This window comes from Modestobacter versicolor (genome assembly GCF_041028285.1).
Lineage (GTDB): Bacteria > Actinomycetota > Actinomycetes > Mycobacteriales > Geodermatophilaceae > Modestobacter > Modestobacter versicolor_A.
On sequence record NZ_JABGDB010000005.1, the window covers coordinates 38693 to 57350 of the forward strand.

The following is an 18658-nucleotide window of genomic DNA, read 5'->3' on the forward strand; positions in this document are numbered from 1 at the left end:
TCGCACGCTCGCGCCGGGCCCCTACAGGGGGGCCGTTACGGTCGTTCACATGGACGACGACCTGTGCACCCGCCCGGCGACCGAGCTGGCCGCGCTCGTGCGCGACCGCCAGGTGTCCGCGCGGGAGCTGATGGACGCCCACCTCGACCGGATCGAGCGGCTGAACCCATCGCTCAACGCGATCGTCACGCTGGACGCCGAGGGTGCCCGGGCCGCCGCCGACGCGGCCGACGCCCGCCTCGCGGCCGGGGAGCCGGTCGGCCCGCTGCACGGCCTGCCGGTCGCGCACAAGGACACCCACGCCACCGGCGGCATGCGGACGACGTGGGGCTCACCGCTGCACGCCGACACCGTGCCGGCGCAGGACGAGCTGGTGGTCGCCCGGCTCAAGGCGGCCGGGGCGATCCGGGTGGGCAAGACCAACGTGCCGGAGTTCGCCGCCGGGTCGCACACCTTCAACACGCTGTTCGGCGCCACCCACAACCCCTACCGGCACGGGCTGTCCGCGGGCGGGTCCTCCGGTGGCGCGGCCGCCGCGCTGGCGGCCGGGCTGGTGCCGATCGCCGAGGGCAGCGACATGGGCGGCTCGCTGCGCAACCCGGCCGCGTTCTGCAACGTGGTGGGCCTGCGGCCGACGCCCGGGCGGGTGCCCACCCACCCCGCCTCGATCGGCTGGTCGCAGCTGTCCGTGCAGGGCCCGATGGGGCGCACCGTGGCCGACGTCGCGCTGGGGCTGTCCGCGCTCGCCGGTCCCGACCCGCGGGTGCCGATCTCGCTGAGCGACCCCGGGGCCTCCTTCGCCGCCCCGCTGCCCACCGAGCTGACCGGGCTGCGGGTGGCCTGGGCTCCGGACCTCGGCGGCCAGGTGCCGGTCGACCCGGCGATCACCGCGGTGCTGGAGGCCTCGCTGGGCGTGTTCACCGACCTCGGCGCCACCGTCGAGCAGGACTGCCCGGACCTGACCGGCGCCGACGAGGCCTTCGGGGTGCTGCGCGCGTGGTTGTTCGAGGCGAGCTTCGGCGACCTGGTGCGCCGCCACCCGGACCAGGTCAAGGAGACGATCCGCTGGAACGCCGCCCGCGGCGCCGAGCTCACCGGCGCCGACGTGGGCCGGGCCGAGGTCGCGCACACGGCGCTGTTCGAGCGGGTGGTCGAGTTCTTCGAGCGCTTCGACGTGCTGCTCGCGCCCACCACGCAGGTGCTGCCGTTCCCGGTGGAGGTCGAGTACCCCACGGCGGTCGCCGACGTGCAGTTCGACGACTACCTGGGCTGGATGCGCTCCTGCACGCTGGTCTCGGCGACCGGGTGCCCGGCGCTGTCGGTGCCCGGCGGGTTCACCCCCGACGGCCTGCCGGTGGGGCTGCAGGTCGTCGCCGCCCCGCGCGCCGACCGCCGGGTGCTCGAGGTCGGGCACGCCTTCGAGCAGGCCACCGGCTTCGGCCGGCGCCGGCCCGACCTGAGCGGTCAGTCGGCCTTCGGCCCGGCGACGCGGTAGGCGCCGTCGCTGCCGGGCGTGGCGGCGGGCAGGTGCGCCCTCGCCTGCTCGCGCTTCTCCTGGCGGCGGGCGAGGACGACGCTGCCGACCAGGAAAAGCCCGGACAGGACCAGGATCACGGCGGTGAAGGCGTTGAGGAACGGCAGGTCGATGCCGGCCAGCGTCAGCACGCCCACCGCGATGAGCGCGAGCGCGGCCAGCGCGGCCCCGGCAGCGCGCAGCGGGCTCTTGCCGATCTCCTCGATCCCCTGCTGCGCCTTGTCCTGGGCGTAGTCCAGCGGCTTCTTCGCCCACTCGAACCGGGTGGCCAGCACGGCCAGCCCGGCGAAGATGACGATGAAGCCGGGCCCGGGCAGCACGAGCAGCCCGATCCCGGCCAGGGTCAGCAGGCCGCCGAGGACGGCGATCACGACGGTCTTCACGGCTCGGTTGTGCCCCACCGGACGGCCGTTCATGCGAGACCGACCGGTCCGGTCCGGACGCGTGCCCGCCGCCGGCCGGGAGTCAGCCCTCCGGCGCCCGGCGGCGGAGCCGCGACGTGGCGATCTCCGTGCGGTTCGCGAGACCCAGCTTGGCCAGCACGCTCCGGACGTGGCTCTCCACCGTGCGCTCGGAGAGGACCAGCCGGTCGGCGATCTGCCGGTTGGTCAGCGCCGCGGCCACCAGGTCGGCGACCTCCGCCTCCCGGCCGGTCAGCGGGTCCCGCGCCCGGGCGTCGGCCCGCAGCCGGGCGAGCAGGGCGCCGGCGGCCGCCGCCGGACCCGGCATGCCGAGCCGGTCCCCCTCCTCCAGCGCCTGCCGGGCCGCGGTGGCGGCCACCCCGAGGTCCCGGTCCGTGCCGACCCGGTCCGTGCCGACCCGGTCCGTGCTGACCCGGTCCGTGCCGCTGCCGGCCAGCGCGGCGGCCAGCCCGAGGCGGCACTGCACGACCGCCGGGCGGGCGCCGGCCGCGGCGGCGACCTCGACCCCGCGCCGGAACCACCGCACGGCGTCGTCCCGCCGGCCCAGGACGGCGGCGAGCCGGCCCAGGTAGAGGTCGCAGGGCTCGGAGCAGTAGATGCCGGCGCCGCCGGAGACGAACGGCCGCTCGGCGAGGTGGCCGAGCAGGAAGGCCGCGGTCTCCCGGTCCCCGAACGCCTCCACCAGCGGCACCAGGTCGATCGGCACCCCGTGCACCATGCTCGCGAAGCCCGGCTCGGCCACCTGGCCCCGCAGCTCCGCGTACCGGGCGGCGGCTGCCTCCCGCTGACCGAGCAGCAGCGGGTGCAGCGCCCGGGACACCTGGACGATCGGGCTGGGCGGGGCACCGGCGAGGGTGCGGCCCATGTCGTCGTCCCAGCGCGCGGTGTCCCCGGTGACGAGGGCCAGCTGCAGCAGGAAGGCGTGCGACATGCCGAGGGCGGACCGGTCCTCCACGAGGTCGCCGCGGGCCAGCTCGGAGGCCCGGTCGTTGAGCTCCAGCGCGGCGTCGAACCGGCCCCGCAGCGCCTCGACCGAGGCGCGCAGCCGGAGGTCGTGCCAGCGCACCAGCGGCAGCCGGGTCGCCTCGGCCAGCGCCGCCACCTGCGCCAGCTCGCCGTCGACGGCGGCCATGGTGCCCAGCTGGAGCGCGACGTCGATCCGCCACTTGTGGCCCCACAGGGTCACCAGCGGCTGCCCGGTGGCCTGCCCGAGGGCCACCGCGGTCCGCCCGAGCCGCAGGCGCTCGGCCGGGTCCAGGTCGTCCGGCGCGCACTTCATCCGGGCCCGGACGGCGTCCACCGTCGCCGTCGGGTCCCCGCAGCGCTCCGCGAGCCCGAGCGCCTCGGCCGACAGCTCGTCGGCGCGGTGCACCGCACCGTCCTCGGCGAGCGCGGCGGCCAGCTGGGCGAGCAGCCGGGCCCGGACGGCGTCGGTGCCCGGCCCGGTGACGACGGCCAGCGCCCGCTCCGACAGCCGCGCGACCACCGCGGGGATGCCCGGTGACGCGACGTCGTGCACGGTCAGCGCGGCCGCCGCGACCAGGTCGGCCCGGCCGCACCCGGCCGCGAGGTCGGTGGCCTCCTCCGCGTGCCGCAGCGCCTGGGCGAACCGGCCGGCCCGGAACTCCGCCGCGGCCAGCTCCACCAGCAGCTCCGCGGTCTCCCCGGCCCCGGCGCCGGCGCGGGCCAGCGCCTCCTGGGCCAGGCGCAGGAAGCGGGTCGCCTCGTCGAAGGCGATCGACCGGGTGGCGGCCGCGGACGCCCGGCGGGCCCAGCGCGCGGCCCGGCGCAGGCTCCCCGGGTCGGTGGCGCCGCGCAGCCAGTGCCCGGCGACGGGCCCGGCCGTCAGCAGGTCGGTGGCCCCGGCGTCCTCCAGCGCCCGGGCGGTCCGCCGGTGCAGCTCCTCCCGCAGCCCGGGCGCCAGGTCGGCGTAGACGCCGTCCCGCACCACCGCGTGCACGAACCGGCGGCGACCGGGGGTGCCCGGCACGGTGGTCAGCACCCCGGCGCGGCCGGCGGCGTCCAGCTGCCCGGTGACCACCGGCACCGGCGTCCCGGTGACGGCGGCGAGCACGCCGGCGTCCACCTCCTCGCCGACCACCGCCGCCACGGCGACCAGCTCCCGCACCTCTGCCGGCAGCCCGGCCAGCGTCGTCCGCACCAGGTGCCGCAGCTCGCCGTCGCCGTCCGCGGCCGGCGGCCGCCCCGGCCGGAGCGCCTGGCGGGCGAGGGCGCGGAGGTAGAGCGGGTTCCCGCCGGACCGGCGGTGCGCCACCTGCACCGCCGGGCCGGACGCCGCCGGGACCCCGACCGCGGCGAGGTACTCCCCCACCTGCGGCTCGGACAGCGGACCGAGCACCAGCGAGCGCGCCGGCGCGCCGGCCAGCGGGCCGGGCGCCGGGCTGCCGCGGGAGGTGCCGACCACCAGCACCCGCGACCGCGGCACCTCCCCGGCGAGGTGCCGGAGCAGCCGCAGCGACGTGCCGTCGGCCCAGTGCAGGTCCTCCAGCACGACCACCAGCCCCTCCGGGTCCGCCTCGGTCAGCAGGGCGTCGGTGACGGCCGTGACGAACCGGAACCGCGCTGCCTCCTGGTCGGTGCCGGCCCCGGCCCCGGCGTCGGCCGCGACGTCGGCGCCCGGGAGGTCCTGCAGCACCCGCCGCCACACCCACAGCGGCGGGGCACCGGGGTCGTCGACCGCGCGGCCCCACCGGACCGGCACCGCGTCCGGCACGCCGGCGACGGCCTCCTCGACCAGCCGGGTCTTGCCGATGCCGGCGGGGCCGGCCACGAGCAGCACGGCACCGCTGCCGGCGCGGGCGTCCGCGACCGCCTCCCGCAGGTCGGCCAGCTCCGCGGCACGGCCGACGAAGGGGCCCCGGTGCGCCATCCCGGGAGTGTCCCGCCCTCCCTGGCGGTTGGGTAGCCGCTCGAGTCCCCCGGATCCCGGAGTCCTCCGTGCCGGCTCCAGTGGCCGGGTCCAGTGGTGCCACTGAGGCGTCGGGGCGCCGGGCACCGGAGGGTCGTCGGTGCCCGGCGGACCGGCCGCCGGGGCACCGAGCCCGAGGAGTCCCGATGTACGCCACCGTCCACCAGTTCCGCCGCTCGGTCGCGGCCGAGTCCCCCGGCTGGGGCGCCGCCCTGGCCCGCGACCTGCACGGCAGCGCCCCGGCGGGCAGCTGCACCCTGGCCCAGCTCGCCGGCCTCGAGGGCAGCGTCGTCGCCTGGTGGCCGACCGCGGAGGCGGCCGCCGGGGCCGCTGCCCGGCGGACCCCGACCGGGCCGACCTGGCTGGACGCCGCGGCCTACGAGGTCGTCGACGACCACGCCGGCAGCGCCGCGGACCGGCCGCCGCGGGTCGCCCAGCTCACCTGCTTCGACGGGCCGCGCAGCGCGGCGGAGGTCGCCGCCGCCGACCACGCCGGCCGGGACCGGCTCTGGCCGGCCGTCCGGGACGTACCGGGCCTGGTGTCGGTGTCGGTCCTCCGCGAGGCCGACGGCGGCACGATCGTCCTGGCGCTGGCCACCGACGTGGCGACCCACGAGGCCGTGCAGCGCGCCGTGTTCGGCACCGAGCTGCTGCCCGACGAGGACCCGGCCCTGCTGCGGGACCCCGACCGGGTGCAGCTCGCCACCGTCGTCGACGTCCGCCTGCCCGTGCCGGCCGCCGGGGCGTCGTCGTGACCGCGACCACCGCCCCGGTCCGGCTGGCGCCCGGGCGGTGGACGACGGACCCCGGGCGCACCGAGGCCTCCTTCCGCGTCGGCAACCTCGGGCGGACCGTCCGCGGGACCGTCCAGGTCACCTCCGGCGAGCTGGACGTCGACGACGCCGGCCGGCCGGTCGCCGTCCGGGCCGTCCTCGACCTGGGCACCGTCGCCACCGGGCACCCCCGGCGGGACGCCGACCTGCGCCGGCCGGGGCTGCTGGACGCCGAGGGGCACCCGGCGATGACCTTCGAGTGCGGCGCCGTCCGGGTCGTCCCCGGGGGCTGGTGCGCCGACGGCCGGCTCGGCCTGCGCGGGACGACGTGCCCGCTGCCCGTCACCGGCGGGGTGCAGGACGACAGCACCGCCGACCGCGTGCACGTCGTCGGCACGGCGACGCTGGACCGGACGGCGGCCGGCATCCGCGCACCGCGGCTGCTCATCGGCCGGACGGTGACCGTCACCGTCGACGCCTGGCTCACGCCTCCCGGGCGGGTCAGCGGCGGGAGCGCAACCCCCGCAGCGTCCTGACCGCGACCAGCAGCTCGGCCAGCTCGTGCCGGTCGCCCCCGGCCAGCTCGGCCAGCTGCGCCGCCGACCGCTGCTGGGTGACGTCCCAGGCCTCCACCCAGCGGGCCACCAGCGCGGCGGCGGTGTCCGCGTCGGAGGACCGCAGGCCCAGCACGTCGGCGGTCAGCACCGCCTGCTCGGTGGCCAGGTCGTCGCGGAGCGTGGCCCGGGCCATCGACGGCCAGCGCCGGTCCCGCGGCAGGCCGATGACCAGCTCGCGCAGCGGCACCAGCCCGAGCCGCTCGGCCAGGCACTGCGAGACCTGGCCGGCCAGCGCGATCGGGGCGCCGGTGCCCTCGGTGACCACCGCGAGGTCCAGCGCGGTGGGCAGCAGCGGCGCGGCCGCCACCTCGGCGGCCAGCTCCGGGGGCACCCCGGCCGCCCGCAGCTCCGCTGACCGCTCGGCGTACGCCTCGGCGTCGGCACCGAGCAGCCAGCCGGGCAGGCCGGCGCGGACCGTGGACACCGCGGCGGCGAACCGGCCCGTCACGTCGCCCAGCGTCGCCGCCGGCTCCGCGGTCAGCTCGGGCACCCGCAGCAGCCAGCGGGTGCCCCGCTCGGCCAGCCGGGTGCCCTCGGTGCGCAGGTGCACCTGGACGGTCGCCGGCACCCGGTTGTCCAGGTCGCGGGCGGCGTCCCAGAGCCGGTCGACGTCGAAGACCGCCCGGGCCACCGCGTGCGCCCGGACCACCGCGGCCAACGGCGCGCCGGTCTCCTCGGCCAGCCGGAACAGCCCGGTCACCCCGGCCACGTTCACCGCCCGGTTGGTCAGCGCGGTGGCGACGATCTCCCGGCGCAGCGGGTGGCTGGCCAGCGCGGTCGGGAAGCGGCTGCGGAGCGCTGCCGGGAAGTAGTCCGCCAGCAACGTCTCCAGCGCCGGGTCGTCGGGCAGCCCGGAGTGCAGGACGGCGTCGCTGACCTCGATCTTGGCGTAGGCCAGCAGCACGCTGAGCTCGGGGTTGGTCAGCCCCAGGCCGTCCCTTCGCCGCTCGCCGATCGCCCGGTCGTCGGGCAGCGCCTCCACCGCCCGGTCCAGCCGGCCGGACCGCTCCAGCGCGCGCAGGTGGCGCTGGTGGGCGTCCAGCAGGCCGCGGGCGGCCGCCTGCTCGGCGGCCAGCGTGGCGTTCTGCGCGTAGTTGTCGGCCAGGACGTCGGCGGCGACCTCCTCGCCCATCTCGACCAGCAGCCGGGCCCGGCCCGCGGCGTCCAGCCGGCCGTCGTCGACCACCCGGTTCAGGGCGATCTTGATGTTCACCTCGTGGTCGGAGGTGTCCACGCCGGCGGAGTTGTCGATGGCGTCGGTGTTCACCCGCCCGCCGGCCAGCGCGTACTCGACCCGGCCGCGCTGCGTGAGCCCGAGGTTGCCGCCCTCCCCCACCACCCGCACCCGCAGCTGCCCGCCGTCCACCCGCACCGCGTCGTTGGCCTTGTCCCCGACGTCCAGCGCGCTCTCCGTCGCGGCCTTCACGTACGTGCCGATCCCGCCGTTGAACAGCAGGTCGACCGGCGCCAGCAGGACCGCGCGGACCAGCTCGGCCGGGCTGAGCGCGGTCACGTCGCCGGCCAGGCCGAGCGCGAGCCGCATCGGCTCGGACACCGGCACCGACTTCGCCGTCCGCGGCCAGACCCCTCCCCCGGCGCTGATCAGCGTGCTGTCGTAGTCGGCCCACGAGGAGCGGGGCAGCTCGAACAGCCGGCGCCGCTCGGCGTAGGAGGTCGCGGCGTCCGGGGTCGGGTCGACGAACACGTGCCGGTGGTCGAAGGCGGCCACCAGCTGCAGGTGCTCCGACAGCAGCATCCCGTTGCCGAAGACGTCGCCGGACATGTCGCCGATGCCGACGACGGTGACCTCCTGGCTCTGCACGTCCACCGCGAGCTCGCGGAAGTGCCGGGTCACCGACTCCCAGGCGCCGCGGGCGGTGATGCCCATCGCCTTGTGGTCGTAGCCGACCGAGCCGCCGGAGGCGAAGGCGTCGCCCAGCCAGAAGCCGCGCTCGATCGCCACCGAGTTGGCCAGGTCGGAGAAGGTCGCCGTCCCCTTGTCCGCGGCCACGACCAGGTAGGTGTCGTCGCCGTCGTGGCGCACCACCCGCTCCGGGGGCACGACGCCGCCGTCGACCATGTTGTCGGTGAGCGCCAGCAGCGCCCCGATGAACAGCGTGTAGCAGGCCTTGCCCTCGGCCAGCACGTCGTCGCGGGAGGCGCCCTCCGCCGGCCCCCGCAGCACCACGAAGCCGCCCTTGGCCCCGGTCGGCACGATCACGGTGTTCTTCACAGTCTGCGCCTTGACCAGGCCCAGCACCTCGGTGCGCAGGTCCTCGCGACGGTCGCTCCAGCGCAGCCCGCCACGGGCCACCGCGCCGAAGCGCAGGTGCACGCCCATCACCCGCGGAGAGCTGACCCACACCTCCCGCGCCGGCCGCGGCTCGGGCAGGTCCGGGACGGCGTGCGGGTCGAGCTTGAGCGCCAGCGGGGCGCCGCCGGTGAACACCCCGGCGGTGTAGGCCGTCGTCCGGAGGGTCGCCCGGACCGCGGCGAGCAGCGAGGTGAGCACCCGGTCGGCGTCCAGCGACTCCACCGACCCGATCGCCTCGACCAGGGAGTCGACCAGTGCGGCGGTGCGGGCCTCCCGGCCGGCCGAGCGGTCGGGGTGGAAGCGGGTCTCGAACAGGGCGACCAGCCGGGCGACGATCCCGGGGTGCGCGGCCAGCGTCTCCTGCACGTAGCCCTGGCCGAAGGGCAGCCCGCCCTGGCGCAGCCACTGCACGTAGGCCCGCAGCACCGCCACCTGCCGCCAGGTCAGCCCGGCCAGCAGCACCAGCGAGTTGAGCGCGTCGTCCTCGGCGCGGCCGGACCACACGGCGCTGATCGCGTCGGTGAACCGCTCCGGGAGCGTGCCGGCGAAGGGCACCTCGCCGGTGGGCGACGCCAGCCCGAAGTCGTAGACCCAGGCCATCGGCGCGCCGATCCGGTCGACCTCGTAGGGGCGTTCGTCCAGGACGTCGACGCCCATGTGCTGGAGCACCGGCAGCACGTCGGACAGCAGCAGCCGCTCCCCCACCCGGTAGACGGTCAGCCGCCGCTCGCCCTCGGGGCCGGACGCGGGCGCCCACAGCCGCAGGTCCGTCCCCCCGGCGGTCAGCCGGTCCAGCCGGGCCAGGTCCTCCACGGCCACCGCGGCCGGGAAGTCCTCCTGGTAGGCGGCTGGGAACGCGTCGGCGACCCGGGCCAGCATCCGGGCGGCGTCGTCGCCGTGCCGGTAGGCGAGGGCGTCGGCGAGGTCGTCGGTCCAGCTGCGGGCGGCCGCGGCCAGCGCCGCCTCCAGCGCGGGGACGTCGACCTCGGGCAGCGTCGCCCCACCGCGGCGGCTGACGGGCACCCGGACGACGAAGTGCAGCCGGGTCAGCACCGACTCGCTCGACCGGACGGTGAACTCGACGTGGGTGCCGCCGAGGGACTCCAGCAGCAGCCGCTGCATCGTCAGCCGCACCTGGGTCGTGTACCGGTCGCGGGGGAGGTACACCAGCGCGGAGAAGAACCGGCCGAACGGGTCGCGGCGCAGGAACAGCCGGGTCTGCCGGCGTTCCCTCAGGTGCAGCACGGCCAGCGCGACCGGCAGCAGCTCGTCGACGCCGATCTGCAGCAGCTCGTCGCGCGGGTAGGTCTCCAGGACGTCGAGCAGCTCCTTGCCGGAGTGGCTGTCGGCCGGGACGCCGGAGCGCTCGAGCACCGCCTCGGCGGTCCGCCGGACGAGCGGCACGTCCCGGACGCTGCTGGTGTAGGCCTCGTTGGGGAAGAGCCCGACGAGCAGGTGCTGCCGGCCGCGGCTGCCGGGGACGTCGCTGGGCAGGTCGACGACGACCAGGTCCAGCCAGGCCGGGCGCTGCACGGTGGAGCGGGCGTCGCCCTTGGTGACCAGCACCCGCCGGCTGCCGACCGCTCCGGGGGCGGCGAGCGCGGCCGGGGCGACGGAGGTGGTGCGCCGGGGCCCGCCGCGCAGGACGCCGAGCTCGGAGGCCTCGACGACCGTGGGGTCGGTGGTGTCCCCGACCAGCTCGACGGTGCGGGCGCCGAGGAAGAGGAAGTTGCCGTCGGCCAGCCAGCGCAGCAGCGCCGCCGCCTCCGCGGGGTCGTCGGCCGGGTGCCCGCCGTCCGCGGCGGCCGGCTCGCGGTCCAGGGTGTCGGCGACCTCCCGCGCGCGGGCGGCCAGCGCGCCGGCGTCGTCGTGGGCGCGGCGCACGTCGGCCAGCACGGTGGCCAGCCCGGTGACCAGGTCCCCGGCCGCCTCCTCGTCCACGGAGCCGGCGAGCACCACGGCCATCCAGGACTCGGCCAGGGCGTCGGCCCCGCAGGAGGCGGCGTCCGCGCTGTCGCAGAAGGCGGTCAGCCGGCCCCCGGCGTCCCGGCGGACGACCACGATCGGGTGGACGACGTGCTGGGCGACGATGCCCTGGCGGACCACCTCCGCGGTCACCGAGTCGACCAGGAACGGCATGTCGTCCACGACCACCCGCAGCACCGCCCGGCCGCCGTCGGCGCGGTGCACGTCGACCACCGGCGTGCCCGGGGCGCGGCTGGCGGCCAGCCGGAGGTGGTCCAGGGCGAGGGCGGCGAGCTCGGCCGGCTGGTGGCCGACCACCTCCGCCGCCGGTTCCCCCGAGAAGAAGCGGTGCATCAGCGCGGCGCCGTCCTCGGGGCCGAGGCCCGCGGGCAGCGCGTCGGTGCCGGTCAGGAGGTCGGCAGCCGCGGCCGCGGCGTCGTCCAGCAGCCGGCGCTTCTCGTCCTGCGCGGCCTCCAGCGAGGCCATGTCGACCGGGACGTCAGGCGTGCGATCGAGCATGCGGTCCGAGAGGTGTCCGGTGCCGACCATGTCCAGCGACGCTAGTCACCCCGGTGCCCCGCTGCACGGTCATCCGCGTGCCGTCCCGGCACGTCGGGTCAGGCGCGCACCTTGAGCGGCAGCAGCAGCTCGGCGATCCAGCTGAAGACGGCGATCAGCAGGCCGCCGAGCACCGCGGGCAGGAAGCCGTCGACGCTGAACCGGTCCGACAGCGCGGCGGTGAGGCCGAGCAGCGCCGCGTTGACCACCAGCAGGAACAACCCGAGGGTGAGCACCACGAACGGCAGCGCCAGCAGCCGGACGACCGGGCCGACCACGGCGTTCACCACGGCGAACAGCAGCGCCACCCACAGGTAGGTGCCGGCCTCGCCGTAGCGCCCCCCGGCGGTGTCGACGCTGATGCCGTCGACCAGCCGGGTGACCGCGTAGATGATCACGGCCAGCACGACGACGCGGACGGCGAACTTCCCGATCGTGGCCACGGCGGCACGGTAGCGCCCGGTGATCACCGACCCGGTCGCTGTCGCCGTCTACGGCACTCTCGCGTCGTCGCCAGAGATGCCTAGAGACCGGGGCCCGGTACCACGCCGTGCCGATCACCGTAGCCCGGGCCGGGAAGTGCAGTAGTGCCTACGGTGCCGCGCTGACCTGCGACTTCCCAGGATGGACCCGTCCTGCTGGAGCCGGGGACCACACCCCGGCCGCACCGATCCGGAGCACACCGTGACCATCCTGACCCGCCGCCGTGGCAAGCACCGCGCCCCGCGCACGCCCCGCCGTCCCGCCTCCGCCGTCGCCGGTCTGGTGACCGCCGCCGGGCTCGCCCTGACCCTGGCCGCCTGCGGCGACAGCGGCTCGGGCGTCCCGGACGAGGACGCCGTCGCCGCAGCGGTGGAGGACGCCGTCGGCGACGCCGACGTCGAGGCCGCCCTCGAGGAGTGGGCCGAGGACGTGTCCGGCAAGCCGGACGCGCCCGACGAGCCGCTGGCCGTCGGCGACTGCGCCGAGACGATCTGGTGGGAGACGCCGGCCGCCGGCCTCCCCTCCATCGACTGCGACGAGGAGCACGACGCGGAGGTCTACCTGGCCGTGGCGCTGGACGAGCTGGGCCCGTCCTTCCCGGGCAGGTCCGAGATCCAGGACCACACCGAGCGGGACTGCGAGACCGGCTTCGAGGACTTCGTCGGCATTCCGGTCGACCTGTCGGTCAACATGTTCTCCGTCGTGTACCCCACCGAGGAGAGCTGGGCCGACGGCGACCGCACCGCGCTGTGCTACGCCACCGGCCGGACGATGGAGCCGCTGACCGGTTCGCTCGAGGGCGTGGCGGAGTGAGCGTCTCCCTCGCCCCGGGCCTCGGCGAACGGTCGCCGGCCCTCCCCGGCAGCGCCGGCGTCCTCGTCCGCGGCCTGCACTCCGTCGCGCTGGGCACCGCCGCCGGCGGCCTCACCGGCATGGTGGTCGCGCCGCACGGCTGGTTCGTGCTCGCGTTCTGCGCCGGCTTCGCGGTGTGGCTGCTGCTGACCATGGCGCGGCTCTCCGGAGCGGTCTCCCGGGCCCTGCCCGGACCTCCCCCGGCGGGGAGCCGGCTGGCGCTCGCCCGGGTGGAGGCCATCCGGCGCACCGGGCTGGAGGTGAACGACCAGCCGCAGTGCGAGCTCACCCTGGTCGTCAGTCCCGCGACCCTGCGCCAGGACACCGGCCCGGCCTACGCCACCACCACCCCGGCCGTGCTCGACGTGGTGACGCTGCCGTCCTTCCAGCCCGGCTCGGTGGTCGTCGTCTCGCGCCCCGACCCCGCGCGGCCCGACGTCGTCGTGGTGCCGGCCCCGCCCGCCGACGCCCGGGCCGCCGCCCGGGCCGAGGCGCGGGTCGAGCCGGGCAACGGCGCCCTCCCGCCCCTCGGCCAGGTGCACCACCGCGCGTCGACCCCGACGCCCGGGCTGGGCCTGCGCCGGCCGACCGCCGGGGGGCTGCTGGTCGGGCTGGTGCTCACCGCGGGAGCTGCGGTCTCGGTGCTGCTGCCCGCCTTCCTCGGCTGACCCCGACCATGGGCACGCCGGGGACCGCCCGCTCGGTGGTCGGCTGGGCAGCGTGGGACCCGCGGGACGTCCCCGACGCCCGGCGGGGGCGTCCCGCCGTCGACCTCACGGCCTGGGCCGCGGCCCGCGGGTTCGACTCCCACGGCAGCGCGAACGCCGGCGGCTGGTCCGGGGTGCTGCCCGGGGAGCCGGAGCTGCAGGCCAACGTCGTGCGGGGCACCACCGCCGGCGGCTGGGACTGCTGCCTGTGGCACTGGCGCCGGCCGGTGCCGGTGGTGGACGGACTGCAGGGGCCGACGCTGCTCGCCGGCCCGCGGCACGACCTCACGGTGCGCGCGGCCCCCGACGGGCTGCCCCGCACGGGCGGACGACGCCACGTCGGCGTCCCGGTCACCGCGGCGGCCGTCGCCGTCCCCGAGGCCGCGCTGCTCCCCCCGTTCACCCTCGGCGCCCCTGACCCCGGCGCCGCAGGTCCCGGCGCCCCTGACCCCGGCGCCGTCGGCCCCCAGCCGGTGCCCGGGCTGCCGGCCCGCCTGCTGGACGGCCCGGTCGGCACGGTCCTCCGGGCGGGGGCCCGGTCTGCCTTCTTCGAGCTCTCCTGGGGGCACGGCGTCCTGGCGCTGCACCGCAACGGCTACGCGGACGAGGCAGGCATGGACCAGCTCCTGACGATGCTCGACGACTGCGCCGGGGCACTGGCCCGGGAGTGCGCCCCGCTGCACGCCCCGGCGCCCTTCGCCGCGCCGCTGCCCGCGGCGGCGTGGCCGGGGTCGGAGACGGCGACCGACTGCCCGTGGCCGTCGTCCCCGCTGCTGGAGGCGGTGCACCGGCTCGGCCGCCGGCTGGGCATGCAGCTGGAGGACCCGCGGGCCTACCACCGGGCCTTCCCCGCCGTCCCGGTGCCCGGCACCGCCCGCGCCGTCCTGCGCGGGGCCCTGCCGGGCCGGCCACCGCCCGCCCGGATCGCCCTGCACGGCGAGGGTGCGACGGCGACGACCGGTGGCCGGACGGCGCTGCTGCTCGCCGCCGACGCCGCGGCGCCGACCGCACCGGGCGGCGTCCGGGTGGTCGGCAGCCCCGTCCCGATGCGCTACGCCGTCCGGGCCGGGGTGCTCGGGGTCTGGGTCCTCCGGCGCCCCCCGCCCGACCTCGGTCCGGTCGACGAGCTGCTGGACGCCGCCGTGGGGCTGGCGGACCGGCTGGGGATCCGGGCGCGCTCCTGAGCCCGGCTGTCCTATCCTCACCGGCGTCCGGGCCGTCGAGCAGCGGGGTGACCAGCGGTGCACACTCCTCCCCGCGGCGGACCCGTCGCGCCGCCCGGCCGGTGGACGGTGCGCCCGCGGCCGGACCTGCTCGCCCACGCCCTGGCCGAGCTGGCCCGGCCCGGCGTCGTGGGCATCGCCGTCACCGGCGAGGCCGGGTCGGGGAAGACGACGCTGGCCACCCAGGTCGGCGCCGCGGAGGGCGCCCGCTGCGCCGTGCTGCTGGTCCGCGGGACCTCGCTGGCGGCCCGGCACCCCTACGGCGCCCTCTCCCCCTACCTGGACGGCCTCCCGGCGGACGTCGGGGACTCACCGCCCGACCCGCTGACGGTGACCCGGGCCCTGCAACTGCGGCTGCGCGGGCTGGGCGGCGCCACCGCCCCGCTGGTCGTGGTGGACAACGTCGACCAGGTCGACGAGCACAGCGCCGGCGTGCTCGGCGCGCTCGCCGGGTCGGGCGCGCTCCGGCTGCTCGTGGTGGCCGACGACGTCACGACCGGCCCGGACGCCGTGGTCGACCTCTGGCGGGACGGGCTGCTCGGCGCGGTCGTCGTCCACCCCTGGAATGCGGAGGAGATGGACGCCGCGATCCGGGACCGGCTCGGCGGCCCGGTCCCGGCCGGGGTCCGCCGGCACCTGCAGGAGTCCAGCGACGGCAACCCGATGCTGCTGCGGCACCTGCTCGAGCTCGGCGTGCACAGCGGCGGGCTGGTGCGCTCGCACGGCAGCTGGACCATCGACCCCTTCCGCTGGTCGGCCCCCGAGGCCGGTGGGCTGCTCGACGCGCCGCTGGCCCGCTGGACGGCGGCGCAGCGGCAGCTGCTCGAGCTGGTCGCGCTGACCGACCACGTGCCGCTGACCGCGGTCGACCGGCTGCTGCCCCCCGACCAGCTGGAGGCGCTGCAGCGGGCCGGGGTCGTGGTGGTGGAGGCCGGCCGTGCCGGGGGCCTGCCGGGTCCGCCCACCGCCCGGCTCGCCAGCCCGGCGCTGGCCCGGGCCATCGGCCAGCAGGTGCCCTGGGCCCGGCGGCGGGCGGTGCTGCAGACCGCGATGGAGCTCGGGGTCGGCGGCGGCGACCCGAGCGCCGCGCAGGAGCTCGGGCTGGCCGCGCTCACCCTGGACACCGGCGCCGTCCTGGACCCCGCCCTGGCGGTCCGGGCCGCCGGCACCGCCCTGCTCCAGCACGACGCGCCCCTCGCCCTGCGGCTGGCGGGCGCGGTCCCGGGCGGCGACCACGAGGTGGCCGCGACGATGCTGCGCTCCCAGGCGTCGCGGATGCTGGGGCTGATCGACGACGCGGTGAGCGCCCTGGAGGAGCTGCGCGCCCGCCGCTGGGCGACCATGTCCGCCGGCGAGCGGGTGTACTGGGCGATCGAGCGGGCCGACACCGCCCGCTACGCGCCGACGTCGGTGCGGGAGACCGCGCTGGAGGTGCTGGACTCCCTGCGCACCGGCGCGCCGGTGACGGACGCGGACCCCGAGGCGATGCTGGACGTCGCCTGGGCCTCGCTCGCGTTCTCCGGCGGTCGGTACGCCGAGCTCGTCGAGCGGCTGCGCCCGGTGCACGACGCCGGCACGTCGTCCGGGGTCGAGCGGTGGGCGGTCAGCGGCTCCCTCCTGGCGGCCGGCCTGGCCGCGCTCGGCCAGCAGCAGGAGGCGCGGACGGTGGCCGCGGAGGTCGCGGAGGTGTGGCACCGCGGGCAGCTGCCGCCGGACCTGTCCATGGTCGTGCTGTCCGGGCTGAACGTCGCCCTGGTGACCTGCGGCGAGTGGAGCCGGGTGCGCGACCAGCTCGCGCTGCCCGGGCCCCACCGTGATGCCCGCAACGGCAACCCCGACGACCTCGGGCTCGGCCTGGTGCACGTGCTCTGCGGCGACGGGCACCGCGCCCGGCCGCTGCTCCGGGCGGCCCTGGCCGGGTTCGCGCTGCGCGACCCGCACCGGCTCGAGGGGCTCGCCCGCGCGGCGCTGGCCTGGGCCGAGGCCCAGGCGGGCGACGCCGCCGCGGCACGCTCCGAGCTGTCGCGGTACGCGCCGACCATGTGGCTGGACTACGACGGCCCGGTGACCCCGCAGCTCAGCCTCTCCGGCGCCCGGCTCGCGCTCGGCGACGACGTGCAGGACGACGTGGTCGAGCGCGGGCGCGTGCTCCTGGAGCGCGGCCACCTGGGCAACGCCGCCGTGGTGCTCTCCCAGGCCGCCCGGCACGGTTCCGCCGCGGCCGTGGCGCTGCTGCGCGGCATGCCGATGGACTCCCCGGGGCCGTGGATGCGCGCCGCCCGCGACCACGCCGAGGGGGTCGCCACCGGGGACGCCGACCTGCTGGTGCGCACGGCGCAACGGCTGCTGGCCGCCGGCGACCTGGGCTTCGCGGTGGACGCCGCGACCGCGGCGCTGGACGTCCCGGACGTGGCGCGGGAGGCCGAGCGCGGCGCCGCCAAGGTGCTCCAGCTCGCCCGCCGCCAGCTCGCCGGCCCGGCGGGCGACACCGGGGCGGTGGCCGGTCCGCTCACCCGGCGCGAGCGCGAGGTGGCCGAGCGGGCGGCGCGCCGGCTGTCCAACGCCGAGATCGCCGCCGACCTGCACCTGTCGGTGCGGACGGTGGAGAGCTACCTGCAGTCGGCGTTCGGCAAGCTCGGGATCAACAGCCGGACCGAGCTCACCGCTGCCCTGGCGGAGTCCGCCGGCTGACCGCCGGGTGGGGGTGTCGGCGGAACAAGCCGGGGGTGCCCGCGCTTGTACGGGGTGCCGGCCCGGACAGACCCCCGGGCTCCACCCCTTCGTCGCTGCGAGCGACCACTCGCCGAGAGGCGGCTGCCGGGCCGGCCATCGCGCGCCCCGCCGGGACGACCTCCCGACGGGGCGCTGCGCTGTCCGTGGGATGCGCCGTCGTTCGAACACGTGTTCGACGTCCGTGCTACCGTCGGATCGGTACGCAGAACGGAGGCGACCGGCCTCTGACGCAGTATGGGGATGTCTAGCGTCGCCGCTAGACAGCGCCAGACTGCCATCGAGACGGTCGACCATGCCGTGGTCTACGCGTGTCTATCGCCGTTGCTAGACGACCGCATACGCTGCTCGACATGGACCCCGTGCGCAACCCGTACGCCCCCGGCGCCGGGCAGCGCCCACCCGAGCTCGCCGGCCGGGACACCGAGCTGTCCGCCTTCGACGTGGTGCTCGAGCGCATCGCCCGCGGCCGCCCCGAGCGCTCGCTCGTGCTCACCGGGCTGCGCGGCGTCGGCAAGACCGTGCTGCTCAACCAGCTGCGCTCGGCCGCCATCACCCGCGGCTGGGGCACCGGGAAGATCGAGGCCCGGCCCGACCAGTCGCTGCGCCGGCCGCTCTCGGCCGCCCTGCACATGGCGCTGCGCGAGCTCCGGCACCCCGACCAGGAGTCGACCGACGCCGTCCTCGGGGTGCTCAAGGCCTTCGCCCAGCGCCAGGCGCCCGCCGACGCGAAGGTCCGGGACCGCTGGCAGCCCGGCATCGACGTCCCGGCCAGCACCGGCCGGGCCGACTCCGGCGACATGGAGATCGACCTGGTCGAGCTGCTCACCGACGTGGCCGGCATCGCCGCCGACGTCGGCAAGGGCGTGGCGCTGTTCATCGACGAGATGCAGGACGTGCAGGCCGACGACGTCTCGGCGATCTGCGCGGCCTGCCACGAGCTGTCCCAGCAGGGCTCGCCGCTGATCGTGGTCGGCGCCGGCCTCCCCCACCTGCCGGCGGTGCTGAGCGCCTCGAAGAGCTACTCCGAGCGGCTCTTCCGCTACCTGCGCATCGACCGGCTCGACCGGGACGCCGCCGACCGCGCCCTGCTGGCCCCGGCCGAGCGGGAGGACGTCGAGTTCGAGACCGCCGCGCTGGACGCCCTCTACGCGGCCGCCGACGGCTACCCCTACTTCGTCCAGGCCTACGGCAAGGTCACCTGGGACGTCGCCGCCTCCTCCCCCATCACCGCCGCCGACGTGGCGATGGCCGCGCCGGCCGCGGAGGCCGAGCTGGCGGTGGGCTTCTTCGGCTCCCGCTACGACCGGGCCACCCCGGCCGAGCGGGAGTACATGCACGCCATGGCCGACCTCGGCGGCCCGGCCGGGGCAGCCGTGGGCACCTCCGACGTCGCGGTCGCGCTCGGCCGCAAGCCCGCGTCGCTCTCCCCCGCGCGGGACTCGCTGATCAAGAAGGGCCTGGTCTACTCGGCGGAGCGCGGCCAGATCGCCTTCACCGTGCCGCACTTCGGCCGCTACCTGCTCACCCACACGACCGACTGACGCCGGA

12 protein-coding genes are annotated in these 18658 nt (G+C 77.4%); 8 read left to right on the top strand and 4 right to left on the bottom strand.

Translation table 11 applies throughout. The features are described from left to right. The first annotated feature begins 49 nt into the window (after nucleotides 1-49). Complete coding sequence (locus HL054_RS16370; protein WP_369140092.1) at nucleotides 50-1495, top strand: amidase; 1446 nt, start codon at nucleotides 50-52, stop codon at nucleotides 1493-1495. On the opposite strand, the gene HL054_RS16375 is transcribed toward HL054_RS16370, so the two are convergent. Together HL054_RS16375 and HL054_RS16380 are read right to left on the bottom strand one after the other, a co-directional pair. Next, a complete protein-coding gene (locus HL054_RS16375; RefSeq protein ID WP_369140093.1) occupies nucleotides 1465-1917 on the bottom strand; it encodes a PGPGW domain-containing protein in 453 nt (150 codons plus the stop codon). The genes HL054_RS16370 and HL054_RS16375 overlap by 31 nt on opposite strands. Nucleotides 1918-1999: 82 nt before the next feature. Then, nucleotides 2000-4846 carry a helix-turn-helix transcriptional regulator gene (locus tag HL054_RS16380; protein ID WP_369140094.1) on the bottom strand — a complete coding sequence of 949 codons (2847 nt, stop codon included), beginning with the start codon at nucleotides 4844-4846 and terminating at the stop codon, nucleotides 2000-2002. Between the two features lie 185 nt (nucleotides 4847-5031). Here HL054_RS16380 and HL054_RS16385 point away from each other — a divergent pair, with 185 nt between their 5' ends. After that, nucleotides 5032-5640, top strand: a complete 609-nt coding sequence (locus HL054_RS16385) for a hypothetical protein (protein ID WP_369140095.1) — start codon at nucleotides 5032-5034, stop codon at nucleotides 5638-5640. Then, complete coding sequence (locus HL054_RS16390) at nucleotides 5637-6194, top strand: YceI family protein (protein WP_369140096.1); 558 nt, start codon at nucleotides 5637-5639, stop codon at nucleotides 6192-6194. The genes HL054_RS16385 and HL054_RS16390 overlap by 4 nt, the downstream gene beginning before the upstream one ends. Here the strand turns inward: HL054_RS16390 and HL054_RS16395 are convergent. Together HL054_RS16395 and HL054_RS16400 are read right to left on the bottom strand one after the other, a co-directional pair. Further along, a complete protein-coding gene (locus HL054_RS16395; RefSeq protein ID WP_369140097.1) occupies nucleotides 6160-11103 on the bottom strand; it encodes an NAD-glutamate dehydrogenase in 4944 nt (1647 codons plus the stop codon). The genes HL054_RS16390 and HL054_RS16395 overlap by 35 nt on opposite strands. A 68-nt stretch (nucleotides 11104-11171) precedes the next feature. Beyond that, entirely contained in the window at nucleotides 11172-11555 is a 384-nt protein-coding gene (locus tag HL054_RS16400) for a phage holin family protein (RefSeq protein ID WP_369140099.1), read from the bottom strand. Between the two features lie 241 nt (nucleotides 11556-11796). Between HL054_RS16400 and HL054_RS16405 the strand changes: the two genes are divergently transcribed. From HL054_RS16405 to HL054_RS16425, 5 genes are all read left to right on the top strand, one after another. Next, complete coding sequence (locus tag HL054_RS16405) at nucleotides 11797-12408, top strand: septum formation family protein (protein WP_369140100.1); 612 nt, start codon at nucleotides 11797-11799, stop codon at nucleotides 12406-12408. Beyond that, a complete protein-coding gene (locus HL054_RS16410; protein ID WP_369140101.1) occupies nucleotides 12405-13115 on the top strand; it encodes a hypothetical protein in 711 nt (236 codons plus the stop codon). The genes HL054_RS16405 and HL054_RS16410 overlap by 4 nt, the downstream gene beginning before the upstream one ends. 8 nt (nucleotides 13116-13123) lie before the next feature. Beyond that, entirely contained in the window at nucleotides 13124-14338 is a 1215-nt protein-coding gene (locus tag HL054_RS16415; RefSeq protein ID WP_369140102.1) for a hypothetical protein, read from the top strand. Between the two features lie 57 nt (nucleotides 14339-14395). Then, complete coding sequence (locus HL054_RS16420) at nucleotides 14396-17068, top strand: LuxR C-terminal-related transcriptional regulator (RefSeq protein WP_369140103.1); 2673 nt, start codon at nucleotides 14396-14398, stop codon at nucleotides 17066-17068. Between the two features lie 392 nt (nucleotides 17069-17460). Continuing rightward, nucleotides 17461-18651 carry an AAA family ATPase gene (locus HL054_RS16425; RefSeq protein WP_369140104.1) on the top strand — a complete coding sequence of 397 codons (1191 nt, stop codon included), beginning with the start codon at nucleotides 17461-17463 and terminating at the stop codon, nucleotides 18649-18651. Nucleotides 18652-18658: the final 7 nt, after the last annotated feature.

Coding starts and splice junctions, on each gene's coding strand:
- HL054_RS16370 (WP_369140092.1), top strand. CDS start 50: ATGGACGACGACCTGTGCACCCGCCCGGCGACCGAGCTGGCCGCGCTC.
- HL054_RS16380 (WP_369140094.1), bottom strand. CDS start 4,846: ATGGCGCACCGGGGCCCCTTCGTCGGCCGTGCCGCGGAGCTGGCCGAC.
- HL054_RS16385 (WP_369140095.1), top strand. CDS start 5,032: ATGTACGCCACCGTCCACCAGTTCCGCCGCTCGGTCGCGGCCGAGTCC.
- HL054_RS16395 (WP_369140097.1), bottom strand. CDS start 11,103: ATGGTCGGCACCGGACACCTCTCGGACCGCATGCTCGATCGCACGCCT.
- HL054_RS16415 (WP_369140102.1), top strand. CDS start 13,124: ATGGGCACGCCGGGGACCGCCCGCTCGGTGGTCGGCTGGGCAGCGTGG.
- HL054_RS16425 (WP_369140104.1), top strand. CDS start 17,461: ATGGACCCCGTGCGCAACCCGTACGCCCCCGGCGCCGGGCAGCGCCCA.